At 55.9% G+C, this 24,042-nt stretch carries 21 protein-coding genes; 11 read left to right on the forward strand and 10 right to left on the reverse strand.

Going from position 1 to position 24,042, the window contains the following annotated elements:
- Positions 1 to 88 precede the first annotated feature (88 nt).
- The 3 genes from MC50_RS24945 to MC50_RS24955 all read right to left on the reverse strand — a co-directional run bounded on the left by MC50_RS24945 (position 89) and on the right by MC50_RS24955 (position 3,382).
- Positions 89 to 670, reverse strand: coding sequence for a Slp family lipoprotein (locus MC50_RS24945; RefSeq protein ID WP_004863873.1), 582 nt, complete (start codon positions 668 to 670; stop codon positions 89 to 91).
- A gap of 38 nt (positions 671 to 708) precedes the next feature.
- Positions 709 to 1,404 (reverse strand): tRNA (adenosine(37)-N6)-threonylcarbamoyltransferase complex dimerization subunit type 1 TsaB, encoded by a 696-nt coding sequence (gene tsaB, locus MC50_RS24950; RefSeq protein WP_032687012.1) that lies wholly within the window; start codon positions 1,402 to 1,404, stop codon positions 709 to 711.
- A gap of 67 nt (positions 1,405 to 1,471) precedes the next feature.
- Positions 1,472 to 3,382 carry an ATP-dependent DNA helicase gene (locus MC50_RS24955; RefSeq protein ID WP_032699394.1) on the reverse strand — a complete coding sequence of 637 codons (1,911 nt, stop codon included), beginning with the start codon at positions 3,380 to 3,382 and terminating at the stop codon, positions 1,472 to 1,474.
- Positions 3,383 to 3,513: 131 nt separating this feature from the next.
- Here MC50_RS24955 and MC50_RS24960 point away from each other — a divergent pair, with 131 nt between their 5' ends.
- The gene (locus MC50_RS24960; RefSeq protein ID WP_032687342.1) at positions 3,514 to 3,858 is read left to right on the forward strand and encodes a RidA family protein; all 345 of its coding nucleotides are present in this window, start codon (positions 3,514 to 3,516) and stop codon (positions 3,856 to 3,858) included.
- Positions 3,859 to 3,915: 57 nt separating this feature from the next.
- On the opposite strand, the gene MC50_RS24965 is transcribed toward MC50_RS24960, so the two are convergent.
- The 5 genes from MC50_RS24965 to MC50_RS24985 are packed head-to-tail and all read right to left on the reverse strand — an operon-like array spanning position 3,916 to position 9,259.
- Positions 3,916 to 5,055 (reverse strand): alginate lyase family protein, encoded by a 1,140-nt coding sequence (locus MC50_RS24965; protein WP_032687010.1) that lies wholly within the window; start codon positions 5,053 to 5,055, stop codon positions 3,916 to 3,918.
- A 7-nt stretch (positions 5,056 to 5,062) separates the two neighbouring features.
- Complete coding sequence (locus tag MC50_RS24970; RefSeq protein ID WP_047665206.1) at positions 5,063 to 6,157, reverse strand: ABC transporter ATP-binding protein; 1,095 nt, start codon at positions 6,155 to 6,157, stop codon at positions 5,063 to 5,065.
- A 10-nt stretch (positions 6,158 to 6,167) separates the two neighbouring features.
- Positions 6,168 to 7,007, reverse strand: a complete 840-nt coding sequence (locus tag MC50_RS24975; protein ID WP_004121979.1) for a carbohydrate ABC transporter permease — start codon at positions 7,005 to 7,007, stop codon at positions 6,168 to 6,170.
- A gap of 9 nt (positions 7,008 to 7,016) precedes the next feature.
- Positions 7,017 to 7,958, reverse strand: a complete 942-nt coding sequence (locus MC50_RS24980; protein ID WP_077267052.1) for a carbohydrate ABC transporter permease — start codon at positions 7,956 to 7,958, stop codon at positions 7,017 to 7,019.
- An 11-nt stretch (positions 7,959 to 7,969) separates the two neighbouring features.
- Positions 7,970 to 9,259 carry an ABC transporter substrate-binding protein gene (locus MC50_RS24985; protein ID WP_032699393.1) on the reverse strand — a complete coding sequence of 430 codons (1,290 nt, stop codon included), beginning with the start codon at positions 9,257 to 9,259 and terminating at the stop codon, positions 7,970 to 7,972.
- Between the two features lie 525 nt (positions 9,260 to 9,784).
- Between MC50_RS24985 and MC50_RS24990 the strand changes: the two genes are divergently transcribed.
- A complete protein-coding gene (locus tag MC50_RS24990) occupies positions 9,785 to 11,023 on the forward strand; it encodes an alginate lyase family protein (RefSeq protein ID WP_032695268.1) in 1,239 nt (412 codons plus the stop codon).
- Positions 11,023 to 13,053 (forward strand): heparinase II/III domain-containing protein, encoded by a 2,031-nt coding sequence (locus tag MC50_RS24995; RefSeq protein ID WP_047665209.1) that lies wholly within the window; start codon positions 11,023 to 11,025, stop codon positions 13,051 to 13,053. Before MC50_RS24990 ends, MC50_RS24995 begins: the two co-directional genes overlap by 1 nt.
- A gap of 1 nt (position 13,054) precedes the next feature.
- Here the strand turns inward: MC50_RS24995 and MC50_RS25000 are convergent, their stop codons facing one another.
- Entirely contained in the window at positions 13,055 to 13,234 is a 180-nt protein-coding gene (locus MC50_RS25000) for a YoaH family protein (protein WP_032687005.1), read from the reverse strand.
- An 88-nt stretch (positions 13,235 to 13,322) separates the two neighbouring features.
- On the opposite strand from MC50_RS25000, the gene pabB reads away from it, so the two are divergent.
- From pabB to MC50_RS25020, 4 genes are all read left to right on the forward strand, one after another.
- Complete coding sequence (gene pabB / locus MC50_RS25005) at positions 13,323 to 14,678, forward strand: aminodeoxychorismate synthase component 1 (RefSeq protein ID WP_047665211.1); 1,356 nt, start codon at positions 13,323 to 13,325, stop codon at positions 14,676 to 14,678.
- Positions 14,679 to 14,681: 3 nt separating this feature from the next.
- Positions 14,682 to 15,260, forward strand: a complete 579-nt coding sequence (locus tag MC50_RS25010; RefSeq protein WP_032699390.1) for a CoA pyrophosphatase — start codon at positions 14,682 to 14,684, stop codon at positions 15,258 to 15,260.
- A 255-nt stretch (positions 15,261 to 15,515) separates the two neighbouring features.
- Entirely contained in the window at positions 15,516 to 16,880 is a 1,365-nt protein-coding gene (sdaA, locus tag MC50_RS25015; protein ID WP_032687002.1) for an L-serine ammonia-lyase, read from the forward strand.
- Positions 16,881 to 17,002: 122 nt separating this feature from the next.
- Entirely contained in the window at positions 17,003 to 18,613 is a 1,611-nt protein-coding gene (locus MC50_RS25020; RefSeq protein WP_047665214.1) for an EAL domain-containing protein, read from the forward strand.
- A 13-nt stretch (positions 18,614 to 18,626) separates the two neighbouring features.
- On the opposite strand, the gene yoaE is transcribed toward MC50_RS25020, so the two are convergent.
- The gene (gene yoaE, locus MC50_RS25025; RefSeq protein ID WP_032695272.1) at positions 18,627 to 20,186 is read right to left on the reverse strand and encodes a CNNM family cation transport protein YoaE; all 1,560 of its coding nucleotides are present in this window, start codon (positions 20,184 to 20,186) and stop codon (positions 18,627 to 18,629) included.
- 447 nt (positions 20,187 to 20,633) lie between these two features.
- Here yoaE and manX point away from each other — a divergent pair, with 447 nt between their 5' ends.
- Genes manX through MC50_RS25045 form a run of 4 tightly spaced genes read left to right on the forward strand, consistent with a single transcriptional unit; the run spans position 20,634 to position 23,838 of the window.
- Complete coding sequence (gene manX / locus MC50_RS25030; RefSeq protein WP_032686999.1) at positions 20,634 to 21,602, forward strand: PTS mannose transporter subunit IIAB; 969 nt, start codon at positions 20,634 to 20,636, stop codon at positions 21,600 to 21,602.
- Between the two features lie 56 nt (positions 21,603 to 21,658).
- Positions 21,659 to 22,459 carry a PTS mannose/fructose/sorbose transporter subunit IIC gene (locus tag MC50_RS25035; RefSeq protein WP_004863908.1) on the forward strand — a complete coding sequence of 267 codons (801 nt, stop codon included), beginning with the start codon at positions 21,659 to 21,661 and terminating at the stop codon, positions 22,457 to 22,459.
- Between the two features lie 12 nt (positions 22,460 to 22,471).
- Positions 22,472 to 23,323 (forward strand): PTS mannose transporter subunit IID, encoded by an 852-nt coding sequence (locus tag MC50_RS25040; protein ID WP_004863911.1) that lies wholly within the window; start codon positions 22,472 to 22,474, stop codon positions 23,321 to 23,323.
- Positions 23,324 to 23,379: 56 nt separating this feature from the next.
- Positions 23,380 to 23,838 (forward strand): DUF986 family protein, encoded by a 459-nt coding sequence (locus MC50_RS25045; RefSeq protein WP_032686997.1) that lies wholly within the window; start codon positions 23,380 to 23,382, stop codon positions 23,836 to 23,838.
- Positions 23,839 to 24,042 lie beyond the last annotated feature (204 nt).

Here is a 24,042-nt window from a genome sequence, read left to right on the forward strand (position 1 = left end):
CGCGTCACTATTTATTTTTCTTATGGGTCCAAAAATAAAGAAACAGCGGACAAGCCGCTGTTTCTTTTAGCTTACAAAAACTACAAAATCATTCAGTTACAACATTTCTGACTTCCGCAGGGCCCGGGTTGTACCAGCCCCAGCCGCCATAACCGTAAGCCCACGGGCGCGGACCGATCATCCACGGGTCGATGGGCTGCGGCGGCATAACCACCTGCTGCACCACGTTCCAGCGCTTATAGCCGGTCGCATTCATCAGCATAAATTTGTACGGTGTGCTGCCGACTTTTCCGTCAACAACGCCGGTAATCGGGCCAACGACGGTCACCAGCTGGCCGCGGAAATCAACCGGGTCGAGGAAGCCGTTCACATCGGCGAAGATGCGCCCGCGTGATGCTTCGTTCAGCTCAGGCCGGGCACCGCTGTCCAGCGGAACCGTGGCGATTTCCAGACGGGTTTTACCCTGTTGATTCTGCACGTTGACGACTTTACCGCCAAAACGGGCTTCCTGACCCACGTAGAGCTGTGGCGCGGCCATGACCCGGACTAAATCTTGCTGTGGCGTCGGGCTGGAACCTTTAATCACGTCCGGCACCGACACGCATCCACTTAACGCGACGGCAACGGCGCCCGCTAATAACCAACGTACTGCTTTGTTTTGACCCGCCATGATGCGACTCCTTCTCTCAGTCTTATATCTACTGAGATTCATCCACGGCCAGGAAGTTTCTTCCACGCCACGTCGTTACGCAAATAAACCGGTTCGGCTTTGTCTACGGCAACGGTTTTCCCGGCGGCAAGCAGGTAACAGGCCAGCGGCAGCATATCTTCCGCCGCCGGTAGCGTCATATCACCGTCGGTTAAGACCAGCGAAGTCTCCTTCGCCAGATCGGGCCAGGCTTGCCAGCCGGTCCCTACCGTTGCCCAGCTACCGTCCAGCTGTTGCAGACGTTCGCGAACGGCGTCAGGCTTCAGCACCGCTTCGCTCTCTTCGCCGTGCCAGACGCCCTGCTCATCGCGCTGATACTCAGCCCAGTACACTTCGCCCATTCGGGCGTCGATGGCCGCCAGAACGCGGGTGGCCCCGGTTTTACGCCATGCGCCCTGCGCCATGGTAGCCAGGGTCGATACGCCAATCATCGGCAGTTCCGCCCCCAGCGCCAGCCCCTGAGCAATGCCGATGCCAATACGTACGCCGGTAAAACTGCCTGGCCCGCGGCCAAAGGCCAGGGCATCGAGCTCAGTCAGTGAGACATGGCTTTCATTCAGGACATCCTGCACCAGCGGCAGAATACGTTGGGTATGTTCACGGGGACAAATTTCGAAATGAGCACAAAGGGTGCCATCATTCCACAGCGCCGCGGAGCAGGCCTCCGTGGCGGTATCGATAGCCAAAATTCGCATGAGTTGTCGCGCTCTCGCTCTAGCAGATTGACAAAATGGCGCGCAGCTTACCACATTTTGCGACAGATTACCTCGCCGGCGGCACAGCGAGGAAACGCACCGCCCGGCGGATATCGCGGGTTCGCGGCGCTGGCGGCAGGCTGGCGAGGAAGACAGCGCCATAGGGGCGCATCACCAGCCGGTTATCGCAAATCACCAGCACCCCGCGATCGTCGATATCACGGATCAGACGTCCAACCCCTTGTTTCAGCGTAATGACCGCATCCGGCAGCTGGACTTCGTCAAACGGATCGCCGCCGCGCAGGCGACAGTCTTCCATTCGCGCTTTCAGCAGCGGATCGTCCGGTGAGGTAAACGGCAGCTTATCGATAATCACCAGCGATAGCGCATCGCCGCGCACATCCACCCCTTCCCAAAAGCTGCTGGTCGCCACCAGCAAAGCGTTGCCGGCGCTGACAAACTGCTGCAACAGCTGCCCTTTACTGGTTTCACCCTGTAACAAAACCGGTAGCGTCATGGTGGCGCGGAACTGCTCCGCCAGATCGCGCATCATCGCGTGCGAGGTGCACAGCATAAAGCAGCGGCCGTCGTTAGCTTCAATCAGCGGCTTGAGCATCGCGGCCAGATGTCGCGCGGCACCGGGCTGATTCGGCAGTGGCAGGTTGCGCGGCACGCAGAGCAGCGTCTGATGCGCGTAATCAAACGGGCTGGGCAGCAGCAGCGATTCCGCCTCTTCGATGCCAAGCCGCGCGGTGAAATGACGAAGATCGTCGTTAACCGACAGCGTCGCGGAGGTAAAAATCCAGCTCCCTGGTTTCTGCGCCATCACCTCTTTAAATTTTTCAGCCACGGTCAACGGCGTCAGCGCCAGGGTAAAGTGGCGGGAAGTGCATTCATACCAGTAGCTGAAGCCCGGCTGGTTGATCTCTTTCAGTCGCTTGAGCCGCGCACGATAGATCGTCGCGCGTTCAAAGGCGGCATCCAGCAGCGCCGAACGACCCAGAGACAGTTTGGCGACGTCATAGCACAGCTCCAGCGCATCATCGAGCAGCAGCAGCGCCCGCTGAATGTTGCTGTCCGCCAGCAGGTCGCGCAAATTGCCGCGATAGCCGGGCTCGCCGAGCTGCAGGCGAAAATCCTGCGCGCTCTGGGCCAGCCGGTCGGCGCACTTTTGCAGCTGCTGGGTATCTTTCAGCTCGGTGCGGTAGGCGATGGTGATATCTTTCGCCAGATCCAGCAACTGACGGCTGGAGAGCGACTGGCCAAAATACTGGCTGGCGATATCCGGGAGCTGATGGGCTTCATCGAAGATCATCACCTCCGCTTCGGGGATGAGCTCGGCGAAACCGCTCTCCTTCACCACCATATCGGCAAGAAAAAGATGGTGGTTAACCACCACCACATCGGCATCCATCGCCTTTTTACGCGCTTTGACGACGAAGCAATCTTTGTACAGCGGGCAGTCGCTGCCGAGGCAGTTATCGTTGGTGCTGGTCACCAGCGGCCAGGCCTGAGAGTCTTCGGCGACGCTGACGCAGGTGCTGATATCACCATCAATGGTTTGATTAGACCACGATCGCAGCAAAATGACGTCGCTCAGGGTTTGCACCGGCAGATCGCCGCCGGCCAGAGTCTGCTGCTCGAGACGCTCAAGGCACAGATAATTTGATCGCCCTTTCAGCAGCGCCAGCCTGCCGGTGAAGTTCAGCGCTTTTGCCACCGTTGGCAGGTCGCGGCTGTAGAGCTGATCCTGCAGCGCTTTCGAACCGGTGGAGATGATCACCTTTTTGTTGGCCCGCAGCGCCGGCGCCAGATAGGCATATGTCTTCCCGGTACCGGTCCCGGCTTCAACCACCAGCGGCCGCGCCTCTTTTATGGCGTGGGTCACCGCCACCGCCATCTGGCGCTGCGGTTCGCGCGGTTTAAATCCCGGAATGGCGCTGGCCAGCTGGCCGTCTGCTGCAAAATCGTCGATCACATTGCCCCCTGGTTATTTGGACAGTGATTATGTCAGGGAGGGCGTCGTTTCACCAGCCCGGGTAGTGACGTGAGCAGAACATTATGGCAGTCTTGCCGCTGTCTGATGGAATAAAACCGAAGGAAATTAAAATGACAATTACGCGTATCGATGCGGAAGCCCGCTGGTCTGATGTCGTCATCCACAACCAGACCCTCTACTATACCGGCGTACCGGCCAACCTTGATGCGGATGCCTTTGAGCAAACCGCGAACACCCTGGCGCAGATTGACGCCGTGCTGGAAAAACAGGGCAGCAACAAGTCGCGTATTCTTGATGCCACCATTTTCCTGGCGGACAAAAGCGATTTTGCCGCCATGAATAAAGCCTGGGACGCCTGGGTAGTTGCCGGTCACGCCCCGGTACGCTGCACCGTTCAGGCCGCGTTAATGAAGCCTGAATACAAAGTCGAAATTAAAATTATCGCCGCGGTGTAAGCGGCAACTCAGCAAGCCGGATAGCCACCCGCCATCCGGCCTGCCGGTTCGTTTCTCTCAACCCGCGCACCACATTAGCTGTTCCTTCAGCTGCAGCGTCTCCTGCGGCACGCATTTCAGCGCTTCACGATAGCTGGCAGCTTGTTTTGCATACCCTCGCACAGACTGCAACAGCACCCGCAGCGCGCTATCCCACACAATCCCCTGCAGGTCGCTGTATGGCCACAGATCCGGTTCCCGGATAAACGGCACCAGGTAATCAATCCCCTGCTTCACTCCTCGCCCATCGCGGATGGCGTTCCAGCGGTCAAACTCAACGTGCTCGGCGTAGCGGTTGAGCAGCAGATGCGCCTCCAGATTAAACAGCGAGTAGTGGAAAGGGATGGTACGTTCGAGCTCCATGGTCTGTTTGCCATCCTGGTCAATCTGCGCCGCCATCCGCTGGGTGATCCCCTGCTCGATGATCCGCGCCGCCAGCCCTTTATCGCCATAGAAAAGCGCGTTCACCGTCCGCTGGGCGTCGTACCAGGTACCGTGGTTGTTGTGCCAGACGTACTCTGAGTGGCCAATTTCGCTGTAGTACATCCAGTGGTTAAAATCGCGGAACCACTGGTGCAGGCCGATAATATCGTCGGTATCCAGCACGTTCGCCGAACTCATCAAGCCGATGGTATCAACCACCATCCACATTAAGCGGGTGTCAATCAACCCGGTACCGCGGCCGGAAACAATCCCCGGGATCGCCTGGCCATAGTTGAGATGCGGATTCATTCGCGTGTCAGCATCGAGGAACCAGCAGCGGATCTGCGCGGCCGCCGCCTGTGCGTACTGGCGCTGGCCGGTGAAGTACCACGCCAGCCCCAGGGTCAGACACCGTTCGCACATACGGATAATGCGCGAAGTATCGGTATCGTTATTTTCACACTGCGGGTTGATATGCCCGTCGCGACGAATGTAGGGTAGCCCGTTGGGACGCCGTGGGTTTGGCCACCAGTAGGTACCCAGACTGTAGTAATCGTGCGCGTCACCGCTCGCCGGCCGCAGTTTTTTGTGTACCACGCTTTCCGGCGCTTCGCGGCGCAGGATATCGGCCTCCGACACCAGCTTGCTCAGCGCCAGCTGCAATGGCGAGAACGGCTGTTTTAAGCCAGCACGGGCGTTTTCCAGGCAGGTTTCATCAAGGGTGTACAGCTTCATCGCCACCTTAAACGCCCTCCCGGCACGCGATGCGTTGACCGCTTTGCGCATCGAACAGGTGCACGCCCGAGAGCTTCGGCTGTAGCCAGATCTTATCCCCCTCTTTTACCGCCAGACGCTGTTTGAACACCGATGTAAACGCCCCGCCTCCGGTATCGCAGAAAAGCTGCATATCCGAACCGGTGTTCTCCACCGCCGTGACCTTCGCCGCCAGCGCATCGTCGCGCGCTTCATGGACCACGTTGACCTGCTCAGGGCGAATGGCATACACCACCTGCTGACCGTCGGTCACTCGTAACCCCGCGGGCAAAGCCAGCAGTGAGGCATCTTTAAGACGCAGGCTGGTCGCGTTGCCGTTCAGCACGACCTCGCCGGGAAGCTGGTTAATCTCCGGCGAACCGATAAATCCGGCAACGAACAGATTCGCCGGCTGGTCGTACAGCTCCAGCGGGGTACCCGCCTGTTCAATTCGCCCATCGCGCAGGACGACTATCATCTGTCCCATGGTCATGGCTTCAATCTGATCGTGGGTGACGTATACCGAGGTCGTTTTCAGTCGACGATGCAATTCGCGGATCTCGCCGCGCACTTGGGTACGCAGCTTGGCGTCCAGGTTGGATAGCGGTTCATCGAATAAGAAGACCTGCGGCTTACGTACGATCGCCCGCCCCATCGCCACGCGCTGGCGCTGGCCGCCGGAGAGATCTTTTGGCAGGCGCTCCAGCAACGGCTCCAGCCCCAATAGCGCCGCCGCTTCATTGACCTTCTGTTGGATATCCGCTTTCGGCAGTTTAGCCATCTTCAGGGCAAAGCCCATATTTTCACGCACCGTCATCTGCGGGTAGAGCGCATAGCTCTGAAACACCATTGCAATGTCACGCAGCTTCGGCTCCACTTCCGTGACGTTACGCTCGTTGATGTGCACTGCCCCGCCGGAGATCTCCTCCAGGCCTGCGATCATGCGCAATAGCGTAGACTTGCCGCAGCCGCTGGGCCCCACAAGGACGCAGAACTCGCCGTCCGGGATAGTCAACGACACGTCTTTAATCACCTGCGCATCACCATACGATTTACGTACGCTATTCAGTACAACAGATCCCATCGGTAACTCCTTATCCTTTGACCGCGCCGGACATAATCCCGCGATTGAAATGTTTTTGCAGACCCAGGTAGACGATGATGCTGGGCAGCATCGCCAGCAGCGTTATGGCGATAAAAATGTTCGGCGTGATGCTCTCATCGGTACGCAGCGTGCCGAGGATCACCGGAATGGTATTCAGGCTGTCCTGGTTGACCACAATCAGCGGCAGCAGGTACTGGTCCCAAATCATAATAAAGCCGAAGGTCACCACCGTGCCGAGCGCCGGTTTCACCAGCGGCAGAATGACGTGGAAGAAAATCTGCCACTCGTTAGCGCCATCAATACGCGCCGCCTCCTCCAGCTCTTTAGGAATCGCCGACATAAATTCGGTCAGGACAAAGATGGAGAACGCCCAGCCGACGACCGGCAAAATCATCCCGAGGTAGCTGTTGTAGAGCGAGGCATCGATAAACGGCAGCCGCCAGTTAATAATCATGTACAGCGGAATCGCGATGACCTCTTCCGGCAGCATCATGGTGGACAAAATCACCAGGCTCACCAGCGCCACGCCGCGAAACTTCTTACGCGCCAGCGCATACGCCGCCAGCGCGCTGACCGACACCTGCAGAACGGTGCCAAAGAACACCACCAGAATGGAGTTCAGCAGATACTGCCAGACGCCAATATCCATCCACGCAAAGATGAAGTTTTCAAACGAGAACTGATTCGGCCAGGCCAGCAGCTCGCCCGGTTTCACCGGCGCACCGCTGAATGCCGTGGCGACGATGCCCCAGAACGGACCGACAAAGACAATCAGCAGCAGCGCGTAGATGCACCAGCGTCCTGCTGTATCCCAACGTTTACTTAACATCGCGGCTCCTTAGTAACGGGCGATACGTTTTTTCAGCGTCAGATGACAAATGGTTAAGAAAACCGTGAAGGTGAACAGCAGGAACGACACCGCCGAAGCGTAGCCATAGTCAAACTGTTCAAAGCCCAATTTATAGATGTGGGTCATGACCATTTCCGTGGCGTTAGACGGCCCCCCGCCGGTGGTGGCATACACCTCGGCAAACACGCGGAAACCACGAATAAAGGAGAGCATCAGCACCACCGAAAGCGCCGGAATCATGCCGGGCAGTGTGACGTAGCGCAGACGGTTCCACCAGCTGGCGCCGTCGACGTTCGCCGCATCGTATAAATCGCGGCTGATCCCCGCCAGACCGGCAATAAAAATCACCATGTTGTAAGGCACCGCCTTCCAGATGTGCAGCAGCATGATGACCCCCAGCGCCTGGTCGGAACTGGCAAGAAAGCCCTGGTCGGCGACGCCAAACCAGCTCAGGATGTGGTTAACCACGCCGTTGGGCGTTGGGTTGAATAAAATACGCCACATTTCGGCGACGATTGCCGCGCTGGTGACCGCGGGTAAAAAGATGGCGGTGCGAATAAAACGCAGATGGCGCGCCGGGCCTTCCAGCAGCATGGCGAGAAAGAAGGCCAGGATAGCCGCGGCAAACATCGTTACCACGACGTACAGCAGGGTATTTACCACCGCCGCGTGCAGTTCTACGTCGGAAAAAGCGCGGGTGAAGTTATCGAGCCCTACCCACTCGTTCGGCTGATTAAAGTTGACCTTGTAAAAGCTCATCACCAGACCCTGAACCATCGGGATAAACTTAAACCAGCTGAAAATAATTAGCGCAGGCGCTAAAAACAGCCACGGGATCAGCGCCCGCTTACGCTTTGCACTCAGCCATCCGGTCGAGTAAGGCGAAGCGGCCTGCTTTATCGGCGAGGATTTCGTCTCATGCAGGGTCATAACGTAGGTCCTCAGTTAGCCAGCACATTTTGTTTTTTCAGCTCAGCGTTAACCTTGCCGTCGAGAGTCTTCAGCCCGGCGGCGATATCGCTGTTGCAGTCGGCAAAAATGCGGTTAAAGCCTTCGGCTGCCGCCTGACGCACCGGCGTCCAGTTGGGGATTTGCGGCACGTAGCGTCCCTGCTCGTTATAGAGCCGGGCGAAGGTTTCCCAGCGCGCATCCTGATAAACGTCCTTAACGTCGACGTTCTTGTTAACCGGCAGACGCACCACCGGAATATGCTGACTGCCTTTACCCATGCCGATCTCCTGGCCTTCCGGGGAGATCATGAATTCAATGAACTGGCGCGCCGCCTCTTTTTGTTGACTGCTCTTCATCATAAAGACCGTGGTACCTTCAGCGAGAGTGGCTTCGCCTTTCGGCCCCACTACCGGAACCACTTCAAAGTTGTCTTTACCCGGGTCTTTATCGAACAGCGCAATATGGTACGGACCGCTGAAGAACATACCGCTCTGCCCGGAGCGGAAGGAGGGGATAACGTCGGCGGTGGTGGCGTTAATTGCGCCCGGCTGGGTGACTTTTTCGCACATCATGGTGCGCATAAAGGTCATCGCTTCAGCCACTTCCGGCGTATTAAGCGAGGCGCTGAATTTTCCGCTCTCTTCTTTAACGAAATCGCCGCCCGCCTGCCAGATAAAGCTGCTCATAAACCAGCTGGCGTAGCCGCGCGTCGTCGAGGCGGGAACGATAAATCCGTAGGTATCATTTTTGCCGTTGCCATCGGGATCCTGGGTGGTGAAGGCTTTTGCCAGGGCCCGAATATCATCCCAGCTCCTGGGCTGCGGCAGCCCCAGTTTTTCCCGCCAGTCTTTGCGCACAAACAGGGCGAAAGTTTGCGCGGAGGTCGGTACGCCATAGTATTTACCGTCGATATAGCGAGTACTCTTCCATGCCGTCTGGAATAGCTGGTCGCCGCCGGCGATAGCTTGCGGGTCAATTTCTTCGGCAATACCCAACTGGATAAACTGCCCCAGCGAGGCCGCATCGTTAAAAATCAGATCGGGTAAGGCGTTGCCGGCAGTGGCGCGCGCCAGCCGCTGTTCAAAGTCTGTAGTGGCGTTGAAATACTCAATTTTGATACCGGTTTTTTCTTCAAACTTTTCCGCCTCTTGTTTGTAGATATTCTTCGAGTCATTGCTGGCGCGGATCCAGACGTTGAGGGTAGTCGCGGCATAGCTTTGGCTGACGCCGAGCCCGAGCGCGGTGAGAAGTAATAAGGAGCGTAATTTATTGGCAGACATGATGGCATATCCTTTATTGTAGAGCACAAAGGTAATTAAATTCTCAATTAATACATGAAAAGGAGTTTGAATATCGCTCAGGCGTTAATACAGCTGACGCAAGAAATATTTCCATTCATTAGATAGAAATGTATTTCCCAATACAACCATGCAAAAAAGAAATTGCGTTTCAAAAACAAGAAAATTGAGGCAGATCACACCAAAAAGTGACAAGAAAAGTGACAAAAAACAAATAACAATAAAAATCAACGCCTTAATAATTTATTAAATTTGTTAAAACATTCAAAAAATATAGAAAAAAGCCAAATTCCGTGATGTACCCAGCATTAAAAACGTCATTATTTATCCATAACAATAAACTTGATGGATATCACAAAAAAAATCACTTTGTCTTTTACACTGCTCGCCAGCGAACATTCAAATATATTGTTTTTAATTACACTGCCTGTTTCATGCGTCATTTAAATACGCGTCAGGTATAATTCTGCTGTTATCTTTTCTCATATTTGTAGAAGGGTTATCACGATGAACTCAATACCTCGCCGAGGTTTGTTATGCATTGCGCTGTTTTGTTCCGGCCTTAGCGCCTCCTTGTATGCCGCTGAGCCGTACACGCTAGACGGAAAGGATTTAGCCTTCAGCCGCCAGCAGATTGCCGCGAAAGATCCGCTATTTGTGCAGGCACAAGCGGCTCTGCTAAAAAAAGCCGATCTGGCGCTCAAGCATCCGCTGTTCTCGGTGATGGATAAAACGCTGGTCGCCGCCAGCGGCAACAAGCACGACTACTACAGTTTCCCTCCCTACTGGTGGCCAAACCCTGATACCAAAGACGGACTGCCTTATATTCGTAAGGATGGGCAAACCAACCCGGATGCCAATAGCGATGCCACCGATAAAAACCGGCTGGTGAAGATGAGTAACGACGTTTCAACGCTGGCGCTGGCGTGGTACTTCTCCCACGACGATCGCTATGCGCAAAAGGCGGCGGCCCAGTTGAGGACCTGGTTCCTCGATCCAAAGACGCGTATGACTCCCAACCTGCAGCATGCGCAAGCCATTCCCGGTATTAATACCGGACGCGGTATCGGCATTATTGATAGCCGGGCGCTGGTTGACGTCGTTGACGCAATCGCCCTGCTGCAATCCTCAGCTGCCCTGAGTGAAAACGACGTTAGCGCATTAAAGCAGTGGTTTGGCGACTATTACCAGTGGATGACCACCAGCCAGAACGGCTTTGAAGAAGAGAACTGGCATAACAATCACGGCAGCTATTTCGATATGCAGGCCGCCGCCTTCGCCCTGTTCAGCGGGAAAATCGACGAGGCGAAAAAGCGCCTGTACATCACCCAGCTGCGGCGTATTGCGGGTCAATTTGATATCGAAGGCCGCCAGATGGCCGAACTGGAGCGCACGCGTCCGTGGCACTACAGCAATTTCAACCTCGAAGCCTATAACCGCCTCGGACGACTGGGCGAGAAAGCGGGCGTCGACATCTGGAATTTCACCCTTGATGGCCATAGCCTGCGCAAAGGCTATCAGTACATCGCCAGCTTTATTGACAGCGATACCCCGTGGCCCTGGAAAGACATCGATAAAATGGACGACAAGAAAGCGCTGCGCAATATCGCCACCGCCGCGCACGCCTGGCCGGAAGATGCGCTGTTCAGTGACAAAGCGCAGTGGCTGCGGGCGAAATATCCCGACGATATCACTACGCTCATCGCCCCGCTTTCCGCATCATCAGAGGTCAGGGACAACCGCTAATGAAACAATTTTCCGGGCTCTGGCCCAACATTGTCGGACGTGCAGCCGCTGATAACGCACTGCTTGAACGGCTCGTGAAGGATGCGCAGCCGGTACTTCAGGCAGCGGTTCTCATTCCGCAGTCAGGGATCGCCAGCTGGAATCTCTACTACTTTTGTCCACACCACGGCGTACGCTTGACGTGGCGGGCGGGTACCCCCCACCAGCATGCCTGCCCGGTTGATGGCGAAATATTTTGCGGCGAACCGTGGGACGGCGCCTGGTGGCGCGAGATGAACGGCCGTAACGCCAGCGCATGCCAGCAGCTCGGACTGATATGGCAGTTGACCGGCGAAACGGCGTATCGCGATAGAGTTCGCACGCTGCTTATGGGTTACGCGGATGTCTATCCCGGCTATGAGATTCACGGCGATATTCCCAACAACGGACCGGGAAAGATGAACGCCCAGACGCTGTGCGAAGCCAACTGCATTCTGGAGATGGCGCTGGGTTATGACTTTATTCGCGACAGCCTGACGCCCGGCGAACAGCGACACATCAGTGAAAACCTGCTGCGCTGTGCGGCAACGTTTTTGCGCGATCATCGTAGTCCACAGATTCACAACCATGAAGTCAAAATCAGCGCGGCGCTTGGCATACTGGGTTTCGTCCTCGAAGATGACACGCTGCTGGAGTTTGCCGTTAACCAGCCGTACGGCCTGCGCTGGCAGTTGGAACACGGCCTGCTGGCGGAAGGGCTGTGGTTCGAAGGCTCCGTTCACTATCACTATTACGCGCTGCAGGGCTTTTTCGCCTTCGAGAAACTGGCGCGCGGCACCCGCTGGAGCCTGCTGGACGGCCCCTGGTATCAGGCGATGCTGAAGTTCCCGCTGTCGCTGCTGCTGCCGGACGGCACTTTCCCTCGGCTTAATGACTGCCTCGCCGGGCAGGAGAAGCTCCATCACCGGGATCTGTACGAGTTTGCCTGGTTTATCTGGCGTGACCCGCAGTACGCCGCGGTCCTGCAGTTTACCGAAACGGCGCCCGATGAGCGTGAAACCCTGCTATGGCGCGAACAGTCTCTGCCTGAATCCCCCCTGCCGCTCATCCCGCAGCAGTCGCTGTTTGCGCCGGGCGCGGGTCTGACGTTATGGCGGCGGCCGCAGCAGGCGCTATTGATCAAACACAGTCCCTGGGGGGGCGAACACGACCATTACGACCGGCTGGGACTGATGCTCTGGCATCGTAACGGCTGGCTACTAACGGATATGGGCACCACCGGCTACGGCGCGAAAATGCACTACGACTATTACAAAAACAGCGCCACGCACAATACGCTTTGCGTAAATCAGAGCAACCAGCCTCCGGCCAATCCGCAGGTGTTAGGCTGGCATATGGATGACGACTCTCTGTGGCTGGATAGCGAGGTTGACTGGGGCAACCCCCCGCCGAAGCTCAACAGCCATAGCCGCGTCGAGTGGGACGCTGCGGCCTGGCGAGACGTGCGCTTCCGCCGTCGCCTGCTGTGGCTTGAAGATGTACTGATCGATCTATCCTCCGTGGAGAACCCGCATCGCCAGCAGCTCGACTGGACGCTGCATCTGGCGGCACAGGCGCTGGATCAGAGCGGCACGGCCCAGCCCTTTTCGCTCAGCGGGCCACTGCGGCGAATGACCGAAACAACCGTGACGCCGCTGAACGGCTGTCAACCGCGCCACTTTGCGCGCGGTGGCGATACCGTTGCGCTCTGGCTGTCCGGTGATGGTGAACTCTGGCAAGGGCTGGCACCCGATAACCCGGCAATTCGCAATCTCAGCTATCTGGTGATACGCAATCACCTGCCGCAGGCGCGTTTTGTGTGTCTGTGGGATCTGGCAAACCGCGCGCCGCTGACGGAAGTGACCGTGCATCATACGCCAGTCGGTACGCAAATTACCTTCTGGCGCGGCGAACGTGTGACGCACGTGACGTTGTACGACGAGCCCGGGAAACGGCCTGATGCAATCCTTCCGCTCGCGGAAAGCGGCCTCTCACCTCAGTACACGGAGTAATTTACTCGTCTTCATCTTCAAAGCGCGCTACGATCCGGTCGCCGGTATGCGTGGCGCGCAGTTCACTCGCCACCAGCGCAATGGCTTCACCGCTACTCATCCCGTTAGCCATCAGCTCCTGAATACGTTCTACCGCTTTTTGCTGCTGCTCGTGGCTCAGCGAAGGTAAACCTGCAAACATGACTCACTCCTGCTACATTGTGTGGCGTAATTATTTCATGCCGCCCGCCTGATTTTCCAGAGGACGGTGACGATTAGGATCGAGGAAGATGTTGTCCCCCGCTATTATTACCCTGCCATGGCACCCGGATGCTGCCGAGCGTTACTTTACTCCTTTAAGCACGACCCCGTGGGCAATGCTGCTGCATTCTGGTTTTGCTGACCATCCGCATAACCGTTTTGATATTATCGTCGCCGACCCGCTCACGACGCTGCTGACCCGCGGCGAAACAACCGTGGTGGATGACGGTCAGACGCAGAGCAGCTCAACGGCCGATCCCCTGACGCTGCTGCAGACGCAGCTGGATCGGTGCGGATTAAGGCCGCCAGCGCATCCCCATCTGCCGTTCCTCGGCGGCGCGCTGGGGTTATTCGGCTACGATTTGGGACGCCGTTTTGAATCTCTGCCCGCGCACGCCGTCGCCGATATCGCGCTGCCGGATATGGCCGTCGGTATTTATGACTGGGCGCTGATTGTCGATCACCAGCGCCGCGAAGTATCGTTGCTCAGCTATGGCGATCCGCACGCCCGCCTGCATTGGCTGGAGGCGCAGTCTGCCGCGCCAACGACCCCGTTTGCGCTGACGTCCGCCTGGCGCTCCAATATGAGCCGCGAACAGTACGGCGAAAAATTTCGTCAGGTTCAGGCCTGGCTGCACAGCGGCGACTGCTACCAGGTCAATCTGGCTCAGCGCTTTCAGGCCAGCTACTGCGGCGATGAGTGGCAGGCATTTTGCCGGCTGAACCGCGGCAATCGCGCGCCGTTCAGCGCCTTTATTCGTCTGCAGGATGGCGCCGTACTCAGCCTTTCGCCGGAACGCTTCATCCAGCTTCGCCAGGGCGAGATTCAGACCCGCCCGATTAAAGGTACGCTGCCGCGTCTGGCCGATCCGCAGCAGGACGCCCGTCAGGCGGAGAAGCTGGCCCGCTCGCCTAAAGATCGGGCGGAGAATTTGATGATTGTCGATCTGATGCGTAATGACATCGGTCGGGTTGCCGAAGCCGGTAGCGTACGGGTTCCGGAGCTGTTTGTGGTTGAGCCGTTCCCGGCGGTGCACCATCTGGTAAGCACCATTACCGCCCGGCTGCCGGCCCATCTGCATGCCAGCGACCTGCTGCGGGCGGCCTTCCCCGGCGGGTCGATTACCGGCGCGCCCAAAGTGCGGGCGATACAGATCATCGATGAGCTCGAACCGCAGCGCCGCAATGCGTGGTGCGGCAGTATCGGCTATCTGAGCCTGTGTGGCAATATGGATACCAGTATTACTATTCGTACGCTGACGGCCTGGCAAGGTCAGCTGTACTGTTCCGCCGGCGGCGGCATCGTGGCGGACAGCGAAGAAGCGGCCGAATATCAGGAAACGTTTGATAAAGTTAATCGTATTTTGCAACAACTGGAGAGCTAGAACATGGCGGATGGCGCCCTTGAGCTGGACGACTTTCTTTCGCGTTTTCAATTACTGCGCCCGCAGCCCTCGCGCAATGCGCTGAATCAGCGCCAGGCGGCGGTGCTGGTGCCTATCGTTCGTCGTCCGCAGCCGGGATTGCTGTTAACCCAACGCTCGCCGCGGCTACGTAAACACGCCGGTCAGGTTGCCTTCCCCGGCGGCGCAGTGGACGCCACCGATGCCACGCTGATTGCCGCCGCGTTGCGCGAAGCCCAGGAAGAGGTCGCCATTCCCCCCGAGTCGGTCGAGATTATCGGCGTACTGCCGCCGGTAGACAGCGTGACCGGCTTCCAGGTCACGCCGGTGGTCGGCATCATTCCGCCAAATCTCCACTATCACGCCAGCCAGGATGAGGTCGCAGCGGTGTTCGAGATGCCGCTCGCTGAAGCGCTGCGTTTGGGACGCTATCACCCGCTGGACATTCACCGCCGCGGTAACTCGCATCGCGTCTGGCTGTCGTGGTATCAGCACTATTTTGTCTGGGGAATGACCGCCGGTATTATTCGTGAGCTGGCGCTGCAAATCGGGACTAAACCTTAGTTTTCTTCATCATGCCTGACGCGGCTGAAATTCCGGCCGCGCCCCTCGCTTCACCGCCCTCACTATCGCCGTCGTCGGGTGTTTGTTTCGGGTATATACTCAAAATGAGAATGCGCTCTCACCATTAGTAAATTCACCGTTACCCATTAGTTTAATTCATGTGAATAGTTAAGCTGATGGTGCGGTTCCCTCTTACACTATGCGCAGTTATCACATCGTTACCGCCGCTGCGGTAACCCTGTCAGGAGTATTAGCGTGATTAGTATATTCGACATGTTCAAGGTGGGGATTGGTCCCTCATCTTCCCATACTGTAGGCCCGATGAAGGCCGGTAAACAGTTCGTCGATGACCTGGTCGAAAAGGGATTGCTTAATGAAGTGACCCGTGTGGCAGTCGATGTCTACGGCTCACTTTCATTAACCGGCAAAGGCCACCATACGGATATCGCCATCATTATGGGACTGGCGGGCAATCAGCCCGATACGGTCGATATTGACGCGATACCGGCATTTATCCGCGACGTTGAAACCCGCGGACGCCTGCTGTTGGCACAAGGACAGCATGAAGTTGATTTCCCGGCGGATGACGGCATGCGTTTCCGTAGCGACAATCTGCCGCTGCACGAGAACGGTATGACGATTCATGCCTGGGCGGGCGACAAAGAGATCTACAGCAAAACGTACTACTCTATTGGCGGCGGTTTTATCGTCGATGAAGAGCACTTCGGTAAAGAGAGCGCGAACGAACTGAGCGTGCCTTACCCGTACAAATCGGCGCAGGAGATGCTGGCCTATTGCAAGGAGACCGGGCTGTCGCTCTCCGGCATGGTGATGCAAAACGAGCTGGCGCTGCACAGCAAAAAAGAGATTGAAGACTATTTTGCTCACGTCTGGCAGACCATGCGCGCCTGTATCGATCGCGGGATGAATACCGAAGGCGTGCTGCCTGGCCCGCTGCGAGTTCCTCGTCGCGCCTCTGCGCTGCGTCGTCTGCTGGTAGCCAGCGATAAGCTGTCAAACGACCCGATGAACGTCGTTGACTGGGTGAATATGTTCGCCCTGGCCGTGAACGAAGAGAACGCTGCCGGCGGACGCGTGGTGACGGCCCCGACAAACGGCGCCTGCGGAATCGTACCGGCGGTACTTGCCTACTACGATCACTTTATCGAATCGGTCAGCCCGGATATTTATATTCGCTACTTTATGGCGTCCGGCGCCGTGGGCACACTGTACAAGATGAACGCCTCCATTTCTGGCGCGGAAGTCGGCTGTCAGGGTGAGGTTGGCGTGGCCTGTTCCATGGCGGCGGCCGGTCTTGCCGAACTTCTTGGCGCCAGCCCGGAACAGGTTTGCGTCGCGGCAGAAATCGGGATGGAACATAACCTGGGCCTCACCTGCGACCCGGTTGCCGGCCAGGTGCAGGTTCCGTGCATCGAACGTAACGCCATTGCATCCGTGAAGGCGATCAACGCTGCGCGTATGGCCATGCGCCGCACCAGCGAACCGCGCGTCTCGCTCGATAAAGTCATTGAGACTATGTATGAGACCGGTAAAGACATGAACGCCAAGTATCGCGAAACCTCTCGCGGTGGTCTGGCTATCAAAGTTCAGTGTGACTAAACTCTCCCCATCAAATGCGCCCTTACGGGCGCATTTTCCGCTGTTATTTATTTACACCCACTACACTTGCTCAATGGCGGTTGTTATTCTACTCCACACAGAGAGTCGACAGGGTGTCGCGCATGCAAAATGCACAAAAGGTCATTTCGGCATACCGTCGTAAGCGGATTATCATTTGTTTGATTGTTGCGCTCCTGACGTTGACGACCACGCTGGCGATCCGATTTATTTCGCAGCGTAGTTTAAATCAGCAGCGCGTCCAGATGACCACCAATAAAATGGTGGTGGCGATGGATAAAATTTTACGCCCGTTGTCGGAACAGCACCTTTCATTGCTTCAGCTGGTGGGGAAGCCCTGTGAGGATGTGCGTCTGCCGCTGCGCAAACTGGCGGCCTCGCTGCAAACCGTGCGTTCAATCGTCCTGGTTAAATCGAACATTCTCTACTGCTCCAGCATCTTTGGCGATCGCAGCGTCCCTATTCATCAGCTGCAACCCGACCTGCCAGGCCAGCGGGAGCTGCTGGTTTTTTCAACCGATAACACGCTGCTGGTCGGCTCTCCAATCTTAATTCAATGGTACCCCTCCGCTTTCAATAGCGCCGATGGCGTGATGATCATCATCAATATTGAGCTGCTGGGAGAGTTAATTCTCAACGCAAAATCATCGTTGATTACCGGTATTGGACTGAGCGTCGGCACCCGGAACTTTATCAGCGGGAGCGGAGTAGTTGATCACTCGGTGCTTCCCGGCGAGTCGGTGATATACCGTCAACATTCGACCCTGTTCCCGTTTGCCATTAACGTCAGCGGTCCCGGCGCTTCCGCTATCGCCCTCAACGAACTGCCGGGCGAACTGCCGCTGGCGTTGATCCTCAGTTTACTGATGACCGGAATCGCCTGGCTGGCTACCGCGGGCAGGATGAGTTTTTCCCGGGAAATCAGCCTCGGTATCGCCGCCCGTGAATTCAAGCTGTGGTGCCAACCGTTGAAGGATCTGCATTCGGGAAAATGTACCGGCGTCGAGATTTTACTGCGCTGGAACAATCCGCGCCGGGGAAACATATCGCCGGAGGTGTTCATTCCTATTGCCGAAGGCTACAACCTGATCGTTCCCCTCACCCGCTATGTCATTGCAGAAACCGCACGCCAGCTTTCGCTATTCCCCCACGATAAACATTTTCACATTTCGATTAATGTCGCCGCTCGCCACTTTGCCGAGGGTGAACTGCTGCGCGATCTGCATAAACTCTGGTTCAGCGCCTACCCGGTGCAGCAGCTGGTGGTGGAACTCACCGAGCGGGACGTGCTGCAGGACGGCGATCACCACATGGCGGAACATCTGCATTTCAGGGGGGTGTACCTGGCAATCGATGACTTTGGTACTGGCAACAGCTCGCTCTCCTGGCTGGAAAAGCTACGGCCTGACGTGCTGAAGATTGATAAATCCTTTACCAGCGCTATCGGCATCGACAGCGTCAATGCCACGGTAACGGATATCATTATTGCGCTGGCGCACCGGCTGAATATTGTGACGGTGGCAGAAGGCGTGGAGACTCAGCGGCAGGACGAATATTTGCGGCGCCACGGCGTTGATATCCTGCAGGGATTTCACTACGCCAGGCCAATGCCGGTGGAAGACTTTCCACAGTGGCTGGCCGCCCGACGTCAGGTCGAGGCGATGGCGGATAATAAAACCGGCCAGCCTCCAGCGGAGACCGACCGGCCAGTCTGACGACCCTGGAGGATTATTCTTCTTCCTGGCTGTCATGTACCGTTTTGACTACGCGCACCAGATCAACACGATAGTCGTTCGCTTCAAGAACGGTAAACTGCAGCGGCGCCCGTTCAACAACATCGCCGGTACGCGGTATATGGCCGTTAACGGCAATGACCAGTCCAGCTACCGTCGCAATATCCTCATCTTCATCTACGATGTCATCGAGCCCTACCGCCTGCTGTAAAGCATGCAGGTCGGTTGATCCTTTGATCAGCCAACCGTCGCCATCAGCCACGATTTCCGGCGTCTCATCGGCATCAGGGAATTCCCCGGCGATGGCTTCCAGGACATCCAGCGGCGTCACCAGCCCCTGTACCACGCCAAACTCGTTGGTCACGATGACGAAGCTACCGCGAGCACGACGCAGCACCCCCAGCAGATTGATAGGATCCAGCGTTTCCGGAACCACAATCGCCGGCGAAGCCGAGGCTAATGCCGCGACGTTCTCACCGGCCTCCAGCGCCACCAGCATCTCTTTGGCTCGCACGATACCAATGATTTCATCCAGCTCGCCCCGGCATACCGGGAACAGACTGTGCGGTGAAGAGAGCAGCTGACGACGAATTTCTTCTTCGCTTTGCTCCGCATTCACCCAACTGATTTCACCGCGCGGAGTCATGATACTGCGCAATGAACGCTGCGCCAGGGTCAGGACGCCGTTAATCATATAGCGTTCTTCTTCCGCAAACGCTCCTTCCGGCACCGGAACCGGCGCCGGGCTCTCGCCATCATGGCTCACGGCGTGCTGTTTACGCCCGCCCATCATGCGCAGGATAGCGTCAGCCGTACGTGCGCGTAACGGCAGCGTCGACTGGTGACGAATAAAGTTACGTCGTGCCACCTGGTTGAAGAACTCAATGGTGATCGAGAAGCCGATAGCGGCGTACAGATACCCTTTCGGAATATGGAAGCCGAAGCCTTCAGCCACCAGGCTCAGACCGATCATCAGCAGGAAGCTCAGACAGAGCACCACCACCGTCGGATGCTGGTTCACGAAGCGGGTCAACGGCTTCGAGGCCAGCAGCATCACCATCATCGCAATGACCACCGCGGCCATCATCACCGGCAGATGGTTCACCATGCCGACGGCGGTAATGACTGCATCCAGCGAGAAGACCGCATCCAGCACGACGATTTGCAACACCACCACCCAGAAACTGGCATAACCTTTACCATGTCCGGCATCGTGCTGGCGGTTTTCCAGCCGTTCATGCAGTTCCGTGGTCGCTTTAAACAGCAGGAATATCCCCCCGAGCAGCATGATGAGATCGCGCCCGGAAAAAGAGAAATCCGCAATGCTGAACAGCGGTTTGGTTAAGGTCACCATCCACGAAATAACTGACAGCAGCCCCAGACGCATAAACAGCGCCAGCGTCAGACCGATCAGCCGCGCTTTGTCACGCTGTTTCGGCGGCAGTTTATCCGCGAGGATAGCGATAAAGACCAGGTTGTCGATACCGAGCACGATTTCAAGGACGACCAGCGTCAATAAACCGATCCAGATAGAGGGATCCATTAAGAATTCCATGAGTTGCTCCAGTTCACGACAGACGGAGTCATCGCGATGTCACGCACGGCAGAGACAATCGTTGCGGGTAAAAAAGCGTAGCAGGTAGCGGCGGCAGAAAAACGCCAGAAGGTGAAAAGACGTCGATGAGGGTCCATACAGCGGGCTATGCCCTATACTCCTGAGTAATTAAACGGAAGCTAAACATAGCAAAAAATGGAGGAAGATTGGAAAAAATTTTACCAGTCTTTGCAATAGGTAAGCCTATTTTTTGCGCTGCGAAATTATTAGTCGCAGATGCGTGATTAACGGATCTTCATCACATTAATTATTTTTTCACTATCTAAAATAATTCGCGGTAGTAATTATTTTAGATCTTACACCCTCACTGAATCGATTTTGTTCGCAAGAGTGATTCAGGATGTATCACCACAGATGATGCATTCACGATAATAAAGGAGGTAGCAAGTGACGATTGCTATTGTAATAGGCACACATGGTTGGGCTGCAGAACAACTGCTGAAAACCGCAGAAATGCTGTTGGGCGAGCAGGAAAACGTTGGCTGGATCGATTTCGTTCCGGGTGAAAATGCCGAAACGCTAATTGAGAAATACAACGCACAGCTGGCAAAGCTGGACACAACTAAAGGCGTGTTATTTCTCGTCGATACGTGGGGAGGTAGTCCATTTAATGCCGCCAGCCGCATTGTCGTCGATAAAGAACATTACGAAGTGATTGCTGGCGTCAACATTCCGATGCTGGTCGAAACGCTGATGGCGCGCGACGACGATCCGTCGTTCGACGAGCTGGTGGCTCTGGCGGTAGAAACCGGTCGTGAAGGCGTGAAGGCGCTGAAAGCGAAAGCGGTGGAAAAAGTCGCTCCGGCTCCGGTTAAGGCAGCAGCCAAAGCGGCAGCCCCGGCAAAACCAATGGGTCCGAACGACTATATGGTCATCGGCCTGGCGCGTATTGATGACCGTCTTATTCATGGTCAGGTGGCCACCCGCTGGACAAAAGAAACCAACGTTACCCGTATTATTGTCGTGAGTGATGAAGTCGCGGCGGATACCGTGCGCAAAACGTTACTGACTCAGGTTGCTCCTCCGGGTGTGACCGCCCACGTTGTCGACGTTGCGAAGATGATTCGCGTCTACAACAACCCGAAATACGCAGGCGATCGCGTCATGTTGCTGTTTACCAACCCTACCGACGTCGAACGTGTCGTTGAAGGCGGCGTGAAAATCACCACTGTCAATATCGGTGGTATGGCTTTCCGTCAGGGTAAAACGCAGGTGAACAACGCCGTTTCGGTCGATGAAAAAGATATTGAAGCATTTAAAAAGCTAAATGCCCGCGGTATCGAGCTGGAAGTCCGTAAAGTTTCCACCGACCAGAAACTGAAAATGATGGACCTGATTGGCAAGGTGGCGAAATAACCTTGCGGGTCGCGCCCCAATTTTCAACTTAAGACTTAATCAACAGGAGAAGTACAATGGAGATTACCCTTCTTCAGATTGTGCTGGTGTTCATCGTCGCGTGTATTGCGGGTATGGAGTCGGTACTTGATGAATTTCAGTTCCACCGTCCTCTGGTCGCGTGTACGTTGATCGGTGCCGTTCTCGGCGATATGAAAACCGGTATCATCATCGGTGGTACCCTGGAAATGATCGCCCTGGGCTGGATGAACATCGGTGCGGCGGTTGCGCCGGATGCCGCGCTGGCATCCATCATTTCTACCGTTCTGGTTATTGCCGGTCATCAGGGTATCGGCGCCGGTATCGCTCTGGCTATCCCGCTGGCAGCAGCAGGCCAGGTTCTGACCATCATCGTTCGTACCATTACCGTAGCCTTCCAGCACGCGGCGGATAAAGCGGCGGAAAATGGCAACCTGACGGCGATTTCGTGGCTCCACGTTTCTTCGTTGTTCCTGCAGGCTATGCGTATCGCTATCCCGGCGGTCATCGTGGCTATCTCCGTCGGAACCAGCGAAGTTCAGGGCATGCTGAATGCGATTCCTGAAGTGGTCACCAGCGGTCTGAACATCGCCGGTGGCATGATCGTGGTCGTTGGTTATGCGATGGTCATCAATATGATGCGCGCAGGCTACCTGATGCCGTTCTTCTACCTTGGCTTCGTCACCGCCGCATTCACTAACTTCAACCTGGTTGCGCTGGGGGTGATTGGCGCGGTAATGGCTATCCTCTACATCCAGCTGAGCCCGAAATACAACCGCGTAGCGGGTGCGCCAGCGCAGGCTGCTGGTAATAACGATCTCGATAACGAACTGGACTAACAGGTGAGCGAAATGGTTGATATGACTAAAAATACCACCGAGAAAAAACTCACTCCGAGTGACATTCGTGGCGTGTTCATTCGTTCTAACCTGTTCCAGGGGTCATGGAACTTCGAACGTATGCAGGCGCTGGGCTTCTGCTTCTCTATGGTACCGGCTATTCGTCGCCTGTACCCGGAGAACAACGATGCGCGTAAGCAGGCAATTAAGCGTCACCTGGAGTTCTTTAACACTCACCCGTACGTCGCAGCGCCTGTTCTGGGCGTAACGCTGGCGATGGAAGAGCAGCGTGCAAACGGCGCCGAGATCGATGATGGTGCCATCAACGGTATCAAAGTCGGTCTGATGGGTCCGCTGGCTGGCGTCGGCGACCCGATCTTCTGGGGTACCGTGCGTCCGGTATTTGCGGCATTGGGTGCCGGTATCGCGATGAGCGGCAGCCTGTTAGGCCCGCTGTTGTTCTTTATTCTGTTCAACGCCGTCCGTCTGCTGACCCGTTACTACGGGGTGGCATACGGTTACAGCAAAGGTGTCGATATCGTTAAGGATATGGGCGGCGGCTTCCTGCAGAAACTGACCGAGGGGGCGTCAATTCTCGGCCTGTTTGTCATGGGGGCGTTGGTTAACAAGTGGACGCATGTGAACATTCCGCTGGTGGTGTCAAAAATCACCGGTTCAGATGGTCAGGTTCACGTCACGACCGTACAGACTATCCTTGACCAGCTGATGCCGGGCCTGGTGCCTCTGCTGCTGACCTTCGCCTGTATGTGGCTGCTGCGTAAGAAAGTTAACGCCCTGTGGATTATCGTCGGCTTCTTCGTCATCGGTATCGTCGGCTACGCTATCGGCCTGCTGGGCCTGTAATAATCCTGTTGTCCGCCGGGGGCTTGCCCCCGGCTTTTTTTTTCACTGGAGGATAGATGACAATCACGGATCTGGTGCTGATTCTGTTTATTGTTGTTCTGCTGGCGTTTGCCATTTATGACCAGTTTATTATGCCCCGTCGCAACGGCCCGTTACTCCTGGCCATCCCCCTGCTCCGCCGCAGCCGCGTTGACGGGATCATCTTCGTCGGCCTGACCGCCATTCTGATTTATAACAATATCATCAGCCACGGCGCGCTAATCACCACCTGGTTATTATCTGCGCTGGCGTTAATGGGTTTGTTTCTGTTCTGGATCCGGACGCCGAAAATCATCTTCAAACCGACTGGCTTTTTCTTCGCCAATATCTGGATTGAATATAAGCGAATTAAAGCGATGAATTTATCGGAAGATGGCGTACTGGTGATGCAATTAGAGCAACGGCGCCTGCTTATTCGTGTACGAAACATCGACGATCTGGAAAAGATTTACAAACTTCTCGTTTCCACTCAGTAAGTTATAAATATAGCCAACGCTATATTTCAGCAATTTCTGGCAGATGGATATATAGCCATGGCTATATTCCGTCTGCGCACTTCACTTATATTTATTAACGAATTATTTACGCATAAATTCAAATGAAAATCGTTATCATTTGGTTATTGAAATAAATAAATCCTGTTATTGTTTTATATTCTAAAAATATGTTAAGGTTGCGCC

Origin of the sequence: Klebsiella planticola (assembly GCF_000783935.2) — a bacterium.
In the GTDB taxonomy this organism is placed as follows: domain Bacteria; phylum Pseudomonadota; class Gammaproteobacteria; order Enterobacterales; family Enterobacteriaceae; genus Klebsiella; species Klebsiella planticola.

Bases quoted from the DNA above. Each gene is read 5' to 3' on its own strand.
- MC50_RS24945 (WP_004863873.1), bottom strand. From the start codon at position 670: ATGGCGGGTCAAAACAAAGCAGTACGTTGGTTATTAGCGGGCGCCGTT.
- tsaB (WP_032687012.1), bottom strand. From the start codon at position 1,404: ATGCGAATTTTGGCTATCGATACCGCCACGGAGGCCTGCTCCGCGGCG.
- MC50_RS24960 (WP_032687342.1), top strand. From the start codon at position 3,514: ATGACAATTACGCGTATCGATGCGGAAGCCCGCTGGTCTGATGTCGTC.
- MC50_RS24965 (WP_032687010.1), bottom strand. From the start codon at position 5,055: ATGAAGCTGTACACCCTTGATGAAACCTGCCTGGAAAACGCCCGTGCT.
- MC50_RS24970 (WP_047665206.1), bottom strand. From the start codon at position 6,157: ATGGGATCTGTTGTACTGAATAGCGTACGTAAATCGTATGGTGATGCG.
- MC50_RS24975 (WP_004121979.1), bottom strand. From the start codon at position 7,007: ATGTTAAGTAAACGTTGGGATACAGCAGGACGCTGGTGCATCTACGCG.
- MC50_RS24980 (WP_077267052.1), bottom strand. From the start codon at position 7,958: ATGACCCTGCATGAGACGAAATCCTCGCCGATAAAGCAGGCCGCTTCG.
- MC50_RS24985 (WP_032699393.1), bottom strand. From the start codon at position 9,259: ATGTCTGCCAATAAATTACGCTCCTTATTACTTCTCACCGCGCTCGGG.
- MC50_RS24990 (WP_032695268.1), top strand. From the start codon at position 9,785: ATGAACTCAATACCTCGCCGAGGTTTGTTATGCATTGCGCTGTTTTGT.
- MC50_RS24995 (WP_047665209.1), top strand. From the start codon at position 11,023: ATGAAACAATTTTCCGGGCTCTGGCCCAACATTGTCGGACGTGCAGCC.
- MC50_RS25000 (WP_032687005.1), bottom strand. From the start codon at position 13,234: ATGTTTGCAGGTTTACCTTCGCTGAGCCACGAGCAGCAGCAAAAAGCG.
- pabB (WP_047665211.1), top strand. From the start codon at position 13,323: ATGTTGTCCCCCGCTATTATTACCCTGCCATGGCACCCGGATGCTGCC.
- MC50_RS25010 (WP_032699390.1), top strand. From the start codon at position 14,682: ATGGCGGATGGCGCCCTTGAGCTGGACGACTTTCTTTCGCGTTTTCAA.
- MC50_RS25020 (WP_047665214.1), top strand. From the start codon at position 17,003: ATGCAAAATGCACAAAAGGTCATTTCGGCATACCGTCGTAAGCGGATT.
- yoaE (WP_032695272.1), bottom strand. From the start codon at position 20,186: ATGGAATTCTTAATGGATCCCTCTATCTGGATCGGTTTATTGACGCTG.
- MC50_RS25035 (WP_004863908.1), top strand. From the start codon at position 21,659: ATGGAGATTACCCTTCTTCAGATTGTGCTGGTGTTCATCGTCGCGTGT.
- MC50_RS25040 (WP_004863911.1), top strand. From the start codon at position 22,472: ATGGTTGATATGACTAAAAATACCACCGAGAAAAAACTCACTCCGAGT.
- MC50_RS25045 (WP_032686997.1), top strand. From the start codon at position 23,380: ATGACAATCACGGATCTGGTGCTGATTCTGTTTATTGTTGTTCTGCTG.